The sequence below is a fragment of the Prochlorococcus sp. MIT 1303 genome (assembly GCF_001631965.1).
GTDB lineage: Bacteria > Cyanobacteriota > Cyanobacteriia > PCC-6307 > Cyanobiaceae > Prochlorococcus > Prochlorococcus marinus_D.
Genome location: NZ_LVHK01000024.1, coordinates 1 through 12,101, shown reverse-complemented (window position 1 = coordinate 12,101; position 12,101 = coordinate 1). Strand labels below are relative to the sequence as shown.

Sequence of the window (12,101 nt, the reverse complement as noted above, 5' to 3'; positions counted from 1 at the left end):
TTGTCAGATTAAAATTCTTTGCACCAAAAAAATAACTTCATAGAAAAATTTAAAGCAATTTGACCTATCAATCAATCAGCAATTCTAGCTAACAGAAGCACTAAACAATAAAAAAATCCATAACTATTGACCAGACTCTTTTGGCAAAGCATACGTAAGTCAACACTATCAATGCTGGTGCAAAGTAGAATTGGATTGATAGCTATTAGGGTATTTCTCTGGCTAAGGTTTTTTTGGATAGAGATTAGCTATTTTTTTTGCTCTCATCTCATCCTGATAGGCTTTGCTACCTTTGTCTGGGTTAAAATCATCACTTTTAATCAAAAAGAAGGGAATACAAAAGGTAAAAACCACCCCAAAAGTTAAAAGTGCGATTCCCCAAGGAGAGAAAGGATCTAAGCCATTTGAAAGATCAGGCACAAGCAAGCTTGATTAAATCAGACACTCATTCTAGCTGTGTATCTGCCTGAACAACATCGCCATGAATCGGCAGCCAAGACCCATCAGGCATGGGTAAAAACCCCTATGTGCTATAAAGGCCTCCATCTCAAGACATAAAATGCAGTCAACAGGTTCACTGTCTCAAGCCTCTCTCAAGGAACGGATCACCGCTTTTGGCAATCAGAGATGGGAGCGCCTTACTGATCCTCAAAAGGCTTACGCCAAAAAGGCCTGGGGGATCCTGACCTTCAAATGGCGTTGGCAAATCGCGATGAACATTCCATACCTAGCAATTTTTATTCTGGATCGCACCATTCCAGCAGTCCACAAGTTCAATATGGATCTTCTTTCTTCACTCATGGCTAAGCTACCAATCCCGGAATTTTTATCTTCAATGATTGCTGCTGGCTAGAGGGTGAGATTAAACTCAACTAAAATCACAACAATCGCAATCAAGTAAACACTTAAAAGTTTAGCTCAACAAAATCATACTCTATGAGCTTCATGCAATAATGGATGAAGCTCATAGAGAGGCTGATCAAATAAAATCAAAACCACAACTGACTCATAGATGTTTTTTGTTATGCTAAATACACAAAAAATGATCTTAAGCCGATAGCATAGACACTCGAAGTAACTCTTTCAACTTTTATCCAAGCAGAGCCCTAAAAGTCCTCTTCTTGGCTAATTTGTACTTACTTATCAACAGAGAACCTTTGCTAAATTTGTAGGCTTTTCTGAATATGCGAAAGAAGTTGTGCATTGGATTAATTCAATAGGCGGTCGCATCCTTTCTGAAGAATTAAAATCTTATATATGTCAAGGCATCGGTTTTCTCTTGGAACTACTTACCGAACTCCCTTATAAACAGGATGCTCAAACGGCTTATCAGGCCCAATCAATTCTTGCAACTTACGCAAAAACGGTGAGGCTTCGTTTACTTCCTTGGCATTGGTAGAGAGCCACCATTGCAGTAGCGAGTCGCCCACAACTTCGAAATCGGTATGGACTCCTTTGGGAAGTCCCTACGTTGCCAGCGTAAGGATTCCTCAAAACATCCGTTCCAACGGGCTGCCTGTCTAGAAATTGGGATAAGTGACCAGGCGATCACGATGATGCTGATAGTACTTAAAGCAGCCAAGACGGGAAAAGCATGTGATCTAACCATTGCGCGTGGGGTCAGTCTCCTGCCTTCCTGGTAGGGGGCGCTCATCGATGCAAGGGGAACATCAATAGCAGTATCAACCTTGAGTGGTAGTACCAATCAGGTCTCCTTATCAACGACGTCGGCTCCTGAGCCAACGTCATCGCCAGAAGTGGCAGTGCCTGGTCGCCAACCACTGGACCAGATCGCTCTGGTCTTGGCATTCAGGGCTTCACGATCAAAACCCCAACTCTTAACCACCTTTGTCAGATCTTCCTGCAAGTCCATCGCACCTGGGAAACCGTCGTAACGGTTGAGAAGCATTGCTGCCGTGGTGAGCTGGTCTTCGTTGGGATGACCCTTATGCCCTAAAAGAGCATCAACTCGATCACGATCACTCGCATAGAGGGGGTGATTTTGATCTGGTGGTGAAGTCTCCTCTTGTTTTTTCTTTTCCATACCAACAGGATATTTGAATGGGCCTATACAAAAGCCTGATTTATATTGATCAATCTCTAGTTAGTAGGCCTTAAGCAGTTAGCGCCATAGCGATTGGGCTTACTTGAGGTTGAATCCAAGATGATCAGATCAGATCAACCTCGATGTGACCAAGAGTTTAATTAATCTTTGCAGGCTACTGGGGTTTGCAGGCTACTGGGGCCTTTGATTTTTTATTCGATGTGGTTCTCAAAGACATCCGATAGCAGAATCTCTGCATAGCAAGTCAGTACAGCGCTGAATGACGATGCCCACAATCTCCTGTTGCTACAAGGGCAATCTGCGCTGTGAAGCCCTACATACCCCCTCTGGGGATCGTCTTACCACCGATACCCCCATCGATCACGAAGGTAAGGGCGAGGCCTTCTCACCTACAGACCTAGTCGCAACAGCTCTTGGCACCTGCGTGCTCACCGTGATGGGCATCACTGCCCGACGCAAGGGCTGGAGAATCAAGGGTGCAGCAGTTGAGGTCGAGAAGATCATGACCAGTGAAGGCCCGCACAGTATCAAAGCCCTAAAACTTCTAATTACCATGCCGCCTGAGCTGAGCGATGAACAGGTCAAGCTGCTTCAAAGGGTGGTTGATACCTGCCCAGTTAAACGGAGCCTCGAAGAAGGGATCGCTATGGAGTTCAGCTGGAGCTGATTAACTTCCCTCTTACGACAAGCCTGTCTAAAGCAGTTATAAGCAGGGAGTCCACTGATACGACTTCACTTCACTCCCATACCTATCTTCCGTGAAAGGCCCCAAGTGACCTTCTTCAACGCATACCTGCAGGCTTCAAACCTTACTGATGTTGTGAAGCCTGCAGGTTGAGCCGCTTCACCTCCTGATGACCGTGAATTTGAGCAGTACTGCGTACATCACCAGCAAACAGATCACAACCTCGTCAAAGGAGAGGGGCGCAAGCTCACTCAGCTCAACAGCCTTATGGTCGCGAGTGCACCAGAGGATGCATCATCTATGACAAGCAATGCCTGCCCTTTGATTACCCATCTGCAACTATCAGCGAATGATCTTGCAGCATTCTTCACTGCACCAAGAAAACTGAATACAATGTGCTTTAGGGAGCGACTAGATCGATGAGCCGTCGCCGTCCAACATTTCTCGCTCGATTCATGCATCAGTGGCGACGCGTTCGACGGCATGAGTTAACTCGTACCCTTCGTCACATGCATTACCAACAGAAGCGAGCTGCTTACGTAAGAACCTATGTTGAGAAATCCTTGAGCTCACTTGATCGAGCAGAGGGCAAAATTCAAGACGATCAACAGGGCCCCCAAGCGGATCAGGACTACTTCGACGAATGGCCCTAACCAAGTATCAAAGGACAGATTGGGGAACGAAGCTGCAAAGAAAATGATTTCAGCTATTTATCTAAAAAAACATTGACAAGCAACAACTTATCCTAGGCATCATTGCATTAGCACAAAAAAGAGAATATTTTTTAGAGAATTGATCTTAAAGAAGGCATATGAAAGTATCGAAAGAAGATCAACTTTCAACTGAATGATACATTCTAAAAGGTGTCTTCGTTAGGCCTTCCCTTAAAAACATGAACCTTTACAGGAAGGTCAATAAGGAAAGGCTTGTTTGCTCAGCTCAGATAAAAATCTATTCTGCCATCTTACGCAGAAACCTTCCAAAGGGAAGCAGAAGAAATACGAATCTTAGCTGAAAAGTTCTAGAACCTCTTCTGATGTCTAAATTGATAATAATAACAAATCAGTGGTATTTAAGAAGGGGATTTATCACAGATAGAAAGCTGCTCATAGGCGACATTACTCTTCATCTGTTGTTCCAATGTGCTCAAGGCTGCCTTAATTGCTTCTAATTCACGCTCCATACGTTCACGTCTGTAGAGCAATACTCCAAGCCGTTTTTTCAAATCCAGGCGACGACTCTCACGGTAGTCAGCTTTAAGGGCATAGTTTGTTGAATAACAAACTGATTTTCTGGGTTTTCGTTTGCTATCTGAGCTTTGGATTGCCATTGCTTGACTCCAACCGTTGCTAGCGGGGCGAACAAAGTAGGCCCCAAAAGCCTTTCAGGACCGACCTCTGCTTCCATCACCCTGTCCTTGGCTCTAATTCCGTTTTAGTCAGCAGCAAAACGAACGTCATGAGTGGATGCGCTGGAGTGTTTACACCCCCCAGCCACTACCAATGGTGTTTTAGCGGGCTGCACGGATCCTAAAAAAGCCTGCGCTCAAAGCCGACTCAGGCAGACTCAACACATCCATTGTCAAAGCTCCCAACCAGTGGAGGGCCATAGGTGGCTAGCGATAGAACGTGTTGACGAGCACACCCATAATGCAAAGGTCCGGAACTAACCATTTGCGCCTCATTCAAGGGATTTTTAGCAGACCTAACAAAGTTGTCGCCCTGCAAAGGATTGACCTCTCACGCAATGCTGACCCTGTGCAGTCTTTGCAAGCTCGACTAGAGAGACTCGAGCGAAAAATCGGCGAAACCAGCCGTGCACTCATTCAAGCTCAAGCGGTTAGTGTGCGCTCAATGCTCTCTGGCTCCTCAGATTTCTTGGGAGGTGTACAGAAAAAGATCGTTGAATCATCAGCGCGCAACTCAGTCTCCTGGCATCAGAGCCGTCTGCTGGAGATGACTCAAGAACGTAGGGAGCTACAGGATCAACTAGATCGACTCACCGGCCAAGTATGGCCGAAAAGGCTGCGTCGCTGGTTACTTTGGGCTGGAATCGGAGCAGCAATAATTGTTGCCTCTACTGTTTTCGTAATGGGGGTTTTCACCGCTATTTATCTATTACCAATCTGGGGAACGCTGTTGTTGGTATTGTTCTTATTCCAAAGGAAGAGGTGATGAGGCGGTAAAGCATAAACAAATAGACCGATATAAGCTTTGGGAATATTGGGATCTCACTGGTTAAGATCAGCAAGATTTGATAGCTTAATCCTGCTAGGAGCTATAACTAACAAAAGTTTAGTCTATGATCGAATATCAAGAGACAGTGCGCGTAGCGTTGAAAGCAAAGCTGGCTTATGTACCCTGAGCTAGTCTAACAATAAAGAAAACTAAATGATAAGATAGTGCATCAAGGAAATCGAATTATGAAAATCTCGAAGGATCAACCTTGGCGTGTTTGGGCATTTGTCATTGGTCTGAACATAGCTGGATTTATTGGCTGGTATTTGATACAGGGGTATGATCTACATCAATAACCGACACAAGCCACTTAGCGAAAGCAGATGCGAAGGATTGAAGGTTTGAGAGAAAGTAGATCAGCTGGACAGCAAGGCTATTTCATCCACTGGGTCAGAAACCTCTAAGTCACGATTTCTGCAGTTGATAGGGCCTTCTGTCATCAAAAAAAGAAGCTCAGTAATTCTTTGTAGAAACAATCCAATCATCATCCCAAAAACACTGGAGTATCGTTGTGGTTGCTAAATCTGCGAAGACGAAATATTTAACTCTGATCGAGGTCGTTGTTGGGACGAACTGGGCTGACAAGGCTGACATCGCTAGAGAAGTGAAACTTCGCCTAGGGTTTATTAGAGGAGCCAGATTGCTATTACTACCATCATAAAGCTGCGTTGAATTACAACCAATAGCCCAATGGAATTGGTATTGTTTAAAAAAATCAAGTAGAGAAGTAGGAATAAACAAACTGTTGGCCGCAAGTATCGGATTTCAAATTTATCCTTGATTCACAAAGGTACTGTTCATTGTATTAAAATCAAGAACTGACTTCACCTCAGCCAAGACTCCATCAGCTATGCCAATATCATCCTTGTACTTAAGACACCGATCAGAGCAAACATGAAAGCCGGCTTCGTTACCATTATTGTTCTCGCCGCTGGGGTGATGCTTTTTTTATTTTTCACTAGTTACCGTTCAGCCTTTGAAGCAGACCAAGCCTGCCACTTCATAAAATGGGAATCCTACAAGGAAAGCCTTGAATTTGGCTGTGATCATGACCTAGAAACGAACCAATGGATCCTCTATCAAGAGGGTTCTAACCATCAACCAGCAAAAGTAGTGAAACGCTTCCGCTATTAACAAGAGCCTTAAGCTTTTAAGCGTTCAAGTTTTACTAGAAAGCTTAACATTATAGATTCAACCTCATTAAGGATCTTCAAAAGAACGCTAGGCATGATGAGCTAGTAATTGATGATGATTTACACAATTACAAGAATGAACAAGAACTAAAAATGAAAGACATTAACCTTTCATATGAACTCACTATTAAAATTTAACTTTTAGCGCTCCATCAAACAACTCAACAGTTCCTCTGGGTTCAGGTCGGTATTCCAAACCACGCTCGTGCCGTCTTCCCTGATACCAAACCCCATTGCGACGACAAACACCATCGCCAACATAGTGGTAACCGATAGCACATACATAATGGTCATGATGATGATGATGATGATGTTTTCCGACTGCGGACATCGGCACCCCAACGAAAACAAATGTTGTAGCCAAGGCAGATGTCAGGAGTTTGCTCATTTTCATTCGTTGTCCAAAAAGGTTGGCCATCCAAATCTTCAGAGGAATGGTAGTATTGTCAACACAATACCACCATCATATAAATTAGTTCCTGTCGCGTTGAAGATTATATGATTGTTGGTCCATCGGACATAAGATAACTATGAAGTTGTTAAATCATTGGCAAGATCTAAACGAAGTAGGAAGTAATACTATCATGAGCAGATAAGTCATCTTTGAGACAATCAGGTTAGCACTGCACGCGGAGATTAAAACTCTCAACCAGACTAGATCTGCACCCATCAAACAGACTAGGTTCACTTCAATTCGCAATCAACTAAAATCCTTATTTGCAGTAATTCCATATCAATTTCTCAACCCATCAGCAAGGAACATCAACGATAGCTGTGTAAACAATGGAGCTGAAGACATCATCGCTAACAGCGTGCCTGCTCAAAGCATTCGAACAGGACGAATTTAAGATTCTGGTCATCAGGCCCCTAAATCCTAAGATACATTATTGATATGAGAATCCATTAACGGAGTAATCAACAATCCAGTATCACCAACGACGTTGGGAAGAATGGACGATTGTATTTTTCAAATCAGTCTGGTGGTCCCCCAGCGAGGACGGAAAAGATCCAGTTCGATGAAAGAGCTAAAACGGCGGGTATCGAACTAAACGGGAAGTACTGCAGCGCGTTTCTTCGTCAAAAGGATGATTGAATCGAACCACCATGAGCGAGTGGTCGAGATGGGGGTTCACGACCATTTCTGCCAGATGCATTATGGGGTCGCAGGAATAGTGAGGGTCGCGCTCAAAGGAACGTCAAGGATACCTTGCAGATCATTCCAATCATGCGTCTATTCGTTCAGGATGCCATCGGACTTTATACAGCAACAATAAGCAAGAATCATTGCTCAAAAGCTTACATTATCAAGTGCATCGGTGAAGCAAGATCAAAAGGGTTTTCTGTCTTGACAAAAAAGCGGAGTGGCAATGAAATAACTCCTCTACTGATGTCTTACAATTGAAGAAATACAGGCTTTTCTCCTCAAGAGACAAATCGACGTTCAAAGCGACTACTCACAAAGGTTGAAATAAGCTAAAAGGAGGCATGACCAAAGAAACAACCCCGGACTTTTTCGAAGACAGACGACGCCTGGCGATGGAGCTCCGCGATGCCCTGAAAAGCCTGCGCTCGTTATTTGTAGCGGCTGTCTCACTTGTGATCACCATTGCAGGATCGAGGCCACGATCAGAAGCTTCTAAATCAACGCCTAGCAACGATTATCAGACCCCTCAAATGCAAGCAATTCCTGCCTCTTCATATCCAATCCTTACCTCTCGATCGACTCATGGCTCACAACCAATATCTAACTCGCGAGCAAAAATCAACTCAGCTCTAATCCCTACCTCGCAAACGCGGTTTGACTGGAAGGCAATTCAGGCTTCCCAACAAATCTCACAGCTAGAGCGTCCTAAAGTTAACAAACAAGAAATTGCCAAAGATCTCGCCTACACAGTGATGGCGGCAATCAGCACGATCGCCCTAGTCGTTGGTGTCTCTAGGCTTGAGCCGATTGCTGAAAGGCTTGAGCCTATTGCTCGTTGGGCTAAGTCACAGAATGAATGTATTGAATCTACTTCCAACAATGATGGAATGAATAGAACTGATCTTCCGACAAAAGTGATGAGTTGCAATGGTGGCCACGAATAAGTATGAAATCAACTATCTATCTGCACAGAACAAGTATTCCTCAATAGAACGGCTAAAACTACAATAAGCTATTTACAAACTGATTTAGCAAAGGAATACACTACGCCCAAATCTAGACTCCTACTAAAGAAAGTCCAGATCAGCCATTGGTCATAAAATAAACTTAAATTCAAGGTCTCATTTTGAATCAATTTAGCCAAAAAGCTTAATTATCATATCCACAAGAGAAGCATTTATAAGGTGAGTATAGAAATGGAAACTATGCATTAATTGATTTGAATCGCAGCATTTATTTCTGAGAATCAAAAAATTCTATGGGTTATATACAAGCCGAATGAGCAAGACTAAGGGAATATCAATATTAATAAAAGCTGATAATGGAAAGAGTATTATCTCTGTACGTCATGGGCGCATCCATCACCCTCATACAAATCACTGTCGTAATATCCATTCCTAGTTCCAAAATAAAGCGTTATCAGCGCAAATGGCAAAGAAGCCCATAGAAGTACTGTTGACAAATCCATGGCTGAAACGAATGGCTGGTTCCTTATCAGAGGATATTAAACGAATCCGACCTGTGGTGTCTAACACTTAAAACGCAACAAATTGCCTTAGGGCAAGCCCTCCTTCCGGGTGCTGTCAGCAATAGAACACAAACCAAACGATTTGAGGGTACCACCTCAGGTTAATGATGAGCTAGTAAATAACCTTAATTGGGGAATAGAGGTGCTTGATTTCATTTTTCTATGTTCAAGAGAGGCATGAAAGTCTCGTCTCTCTAACCCAAAAGATACTTGTTAATAAAGTGATCGAAGCACTGCCCGCTAACCAGTAAGCAGGGCTAATTGGATTTCCACTTCCCTGAATTAACCAGGTCGCAATTAATGGTGTTGTACCACCAAAAATCCCCATAGAAGTGTTATAGGCAAAGGCCAGGCCGGTACAGCGAACCGCCTTAGGCATGAGCTCCACATTCGCGACATTTAATCCTCCTGAAAGAGTTGCGAGTGCAATCACAAATCCAAGCTGCCCGAAGAAAATTCGTAACGGATCAGTGGTGTGTATCAATTGAAAAAGTGGAATCGAGCCAAACATCAACATGCCACCACCAGCGAGCAACAAGGGCTTACGTCCAATGCGGTCTGAAAGTAAAGCGGTTAATGGATAAAGTATTAAAAGTATTGCCATAGAAACTGTATTTATATTCAGAGCTATTCGTTCGGGCACCATATCTATTTCCTTGACGTAACTCACAACATACACAAACGCTGCATAGAAGCCAACACCGCCACCAATATTAAGCAAGAACAAGCGTAATACATGCATACGGTATTTCCCGAAAACCTGCTGTACTGGGTCTATGGCCTCTTCTGTACATACATCAGTGACAAGACCACGTCGTATTAAAAGTCCTATTAATGCGACAAGTGAACCGAGCGCAAAAGGCACTCTCCAACCCCAGATGTCTAGCTGTTGAGGGTCAAGAATATTGGCAAGCAAACTGGCTATGGCAGAAGCCAAGAGGATTCCCAATACTGCTCCCCATAGACCCCAAATAGCAAAGAAGCCTCGTCGTTTATCAGGGGCATTCTCAACGAGATAAACAATTGATGTTGTGTACTCGCCGCCGACTGATAATCCTTGGATAATACGCAACAAAACGATTATGATCGGAGCTGCTATTCCAATCCTGCTGTAGTTGGGCATACAGGCCATCAGCACTGTTGGGATAGCCATCGCCAGCAAGGTAAGGATAAGTGCCTGTTTTCGTCCCAGCAAATCAGCAATACGTCCGAACAAAAGCCCTCCGAAAGGGCGAACTAGAAAGCCGACAGCAAACGCTCCGAAAGCAGCAATTAGAGAGACTGAAGGATTACTAGAGGGAAAGAACTGTTGTCCAATAACGGTGGCAAAGTATCCATACAAAGCGAAGTCATACCATTCGATCACGTTGCCAACGAGACCAGCGAGTATCACACGTATGTTTGATGTCTCTTGGGCCTTTACGATCATGCCAAAGAACCAAAGTAATGCTGAGTCAAGGTGAATCTCTAGTCATTATTAAGCAAGTAAATCTGATCTAAGACTCAATCATAAATGGTGCAATTGAGAGTCAGAATACAGCATAGGTGCTGCCCATACGTTGCAACAAAAAATCGTTCAATGTACTCATCGTATCCTACTTAAACATATCCACAAGCGCTGACGTCTTTTGACTCTGTGTTCAAATCATAATTCAATCATTGATGACAACCAAACCTCTAAAAAGGTAAAGACCTGAAATTGATCACAAAAAAGTTTTTTTCGGAATTAATATTCATTTTCATTGATCCAATCAAGGGAATTAAGTAATTTTCACAAACCAACTCCTCAAAGGAATGTATTGCTATATATTGAGATAGTGTTGATTCGAAAACTGCTTGAGATTGTTCTGTCTCTAACTTTCAGAACAGTTCTGTGTGCTCATGATGCAGTAAAGCTATAAGAGCTTTTTCTACATCGCGAGAGAATCAAATTTTCTCAACTTGTCAGAATGAATTGATGAGTTCGATTTCAATGGATGTGTTCCAAGAAACCTTAGAAGAATAAAAAAGCAATCGGGTAGAGAAAGGCTCTACCCGATAAGCAATTTATGTTCAGGCGTCTGCTGGATCGTTAACGGCCAACCAGAAGAAGAAAGCAAAACCAAGAATGCCAAGGACTCCAAGGATCGCAGCTGAAGGAATCATTTGAATTAGAATGCAAAGCCGGTTAATTATACACTATAAAATCCAACCCTAAGCAGCATTTCTACCATATTTTGAAATCTGTTTGGTCCCATAAGCCCTAAACGCTTAGGGCATTAGGTGAGATGCGCATAATCGATTGGTTGTCAGTAGTGAGGCAGGAAGCCTTCTCGGTCAATCTAAAAAAATAATCCACAAAATGAACCCTGCCTGGCTAGCTCATTCTCTGTCAAAAGTCCCCATCGAAGAAAATGCGCTCACAGAGCTGCGATCAAAAAACAATCCAAATCATCTTGAAAAGCACATGCCATGGCATTGCTTATAAACAGCGCCTCACCAAGCTGCTATCAAGATTAATCTGATAAATTTAGGCCTGCAGATGGGGCGTCACAAGCAATGAAGAGTAACTTCAACTTTGCAATCAGATAATTCTAATTCGCCCAAGAAATGCTAGAACTATATGGTCTTCGCTCAACCCTGGAATTATGGGACGAAAAATAGGTGATCCAATTGACCCACTCGACGGTGCTCCCAAGTGGATGCAGCGGTGGCTGGCTCCACCTATTATTTGGTGGCGTGGTGTAGAGGATCAACAAGTTGGTGCCATTCATGCACTTTTACTTGGTGGGCCTGCTTTATTTGTAATGGTCCTTTGGTTCTTTGGCGTAAATGCTGATCCCAATGGCATTGGATCCGTTGCAAGTTGCCCGGCAGAATGGAAATGTCTAGGCCTAGGCTGGCTTTTAAATTTCAGTGGTGCCTAATAGCAAGAGAATCCACGACAAGTCCTAATGAATTTTAAATTCAAATAGGTTCAAGCAAACCCTGCGCTTATGTGCAGGGTTTTTCTTTTGTAAAATTATCAAGCCATCTATCCACAAAAGGGAACAAAGCTACGCCCCCACCAATAAGAAGAAGGAGGGAAGGTGGGGGGTAAGCCATAACCAACAAAGCCATAATTAACAAAACCAAAAGAGTCTCCTATTCGTGAGAGATAAGACTGGGGGCTTTTTAAAATGATGTGTTTTTTAGATGTGTTCTGTTTAGCTTGTGAGTTATACATTCATAAAATTAGGGCCAGAACAAAACCATTCCAAGTATTTGCTT

General features: G+C 43.2%; 13 protein-coding genes. 7 read left to right on the top strand and 6 right to left on the bottom strand.

The features are described from left to right. Positions 1–222: 222 nt before the first annotated feature. Complete coding sequence (locus PMIT1303_RS00540) at positions 223–426, bottom strand: hypothetical protein (protein ID WP_063397085.1); 204 nt, start codon at positions 424–426, stop codon at positions 223–225. A 133-nt stretch (positions 427–559) separates the two neighbouring features. Between PMIT1303_RS00540 and PMIT1303_RS00535 the strand changes: the two genes are divergently transcribed. Next, complete coding sequence (locus tag PMIT1303_RS00535; RefSeq protein ID WP_041384453.1) at positions 560–853, top strand: hypothetical protein; 294 nt, start codon at positions 560–562, stop codon at positions 851–853. 525 nt (positions 854–1,378) lie between these two features. On the opposite strand, the gene PMIT1303_RS12660 is transcribed toward PMIT1303_RS00535, so the two are convergent. Continuing rightward, a complete protein-coding gene (locus PMIT1303_RS12660) occupies positions 1,379–1,654 on the bottom strand; it encodes an Ets-domain-containing protein (protein ID WP_074159175.1) in 276 nt (91 codons plus the stop codon). A gap of 51 nt (positions 1,655–1,705) precedes the next feature. Beyond that, complete coding sequence (locus tag PMIT1303_RS00530) at positions 1,706–2,044, bottom strand: DUF3288 family protein (RefSeq protein ID WP_063397084.1); 339 nt, start codon at positions 2,042–2,044, stop codon at positions 1,706–1,708. 280 nt (positions 2,045–2,324) lie between these two features. On the opposite strand from PMIT1303_RS00530, the gene PMIT1303_RS00525 reads away from it, so the two are divergent. Then, positions 2,325–2,732, top strand: a complete 408-nt coding sequence (locus tag PMIT1303_RS00525) for an OsmC family protein (RefSeq protein WP_063397083.1) — start codon at positions 2,325–2,327, stop codon at positions 2,730–2,732. Positions 2,733–3,169: 437 nt separating this feature from the next. Then, a complete protein-coding gene (locus PMIT1303_RS00520; protein ID WP_063397082.1) occupies positions 3,170–3,403 on the top strand; it encodes a hypothetical protein in 234 nt (77 codons plus the stop codon). Positions 3,404–3,822: 419 nt separating this feature from the next. Here the strand turns inward: PMIT1303_RS00520 and PMIT1303_RS00515 are convergent, their stop codons facing one another. Continuing rightward, a complete protein-coding gene (locus tag PMIT1303_RS00515) occupies positions 3,823–4,080 on the bottom strand; it encodes a hypothetical protein (RefSeq protein WP_063397081.1) in 258 nt (85 codons plus the stop codon). A gap of 343 nt (positions 4,081–4,423) precedes the next feature. On the opposite strand from PMIT1303_RS00515, the gene PMIT1303_RS00510 reads away from it, so the two are divergent. Both PMIT1303_RS00510 and PMIT1303_RS00505 read left to right on the top strand, forming a co-directional pair. Continuing rightward, entirely contained in the window at positions 4,424–4,924 is a 501-nt protein-coding gene (locus PMIT1303_RS00510; RefSeq protein WP_231901155.1) for a Sema domain-containing protein, read from the top strand. A gap of 957 nt (positions 4,925–5,881) precedes the next feature. Next, the gene (locus PMIT1303_RS00505) at positions 5,882–6,121 is read left to right on the top strand and encodes a hypothetical protein (RefSeq protein WP_063397079.1); all 240 of its coding nucleotides are present in this window, start codon (positions 5,882–5,884) and stop codon (positions 6,119–6,121) included. A gap of 200 nt (positions 6,122–6,321) precedes the next feature. Here the strand turns inward: PMIT1303_RS00505 and PMIT1303_RS13120 are convergent, their stop codons facing one another. Further along, complete coding sequence (locus PMIT1303_RS13120; RefSeq protein ID WP_156486854.1) at positions 6,322–6,474, bottom strand: hypothetical protein; 153 nt, start codon at positions 6,472–6,474, stop codon at positions 6,322–6,324. A 1,191-nt stretch (positions 6,475–7,665) separates the two neighbouring features. On the opposite strand from PMIT1303_RS13120, the gene PMIT1303_RS00495 reads away from it, so the two are divergent. Beyond that, positions 7,666–8,268 (top strand): hypothetical protein, encoded by a 603-nt coding sequence (locus PMIT1303_RS00495; protein ID WP_063397077.1) that lies wholly within the window; start codon positions 7,666–7,668, stop codon positions 8,266–8,268. A gap of 750 nt (positions 8,269–9,018) precedes the next feature. Here PMIT1303_RS00495 and PMIT1303_RS00490 read toward each other — a convergent pair. Beyond that, entirely contained in the window at positions 9,019–10,281 is a 1,263-nt protein-coding gene (locus PMIT1303_RS00490) for an MFS transporter (RefSeq protein ID WP_063397076.1), read from the bottom strand. Positions 10,282–11,479: 1,198 nt separating this feature from the next. Between PMIT1303_RS00490 and PMIT1303_RS00485 the strand changes: the two genes are divergently transcribed. After that, the gene (locus tag PMIT1303_RS00485) at positions 11,480–11,758 is read left to right on the top strand and encodes a hypothetical protein (RefSeq protein ID WP_063395413.1); all 279 of its coding nucleotides are present in this window, start codon (positions 11,480–11,482) and stop codon (positions 11,756–11,758) included. Positions 11,759–12,101 lie beyond the last annotated feature (343 nt).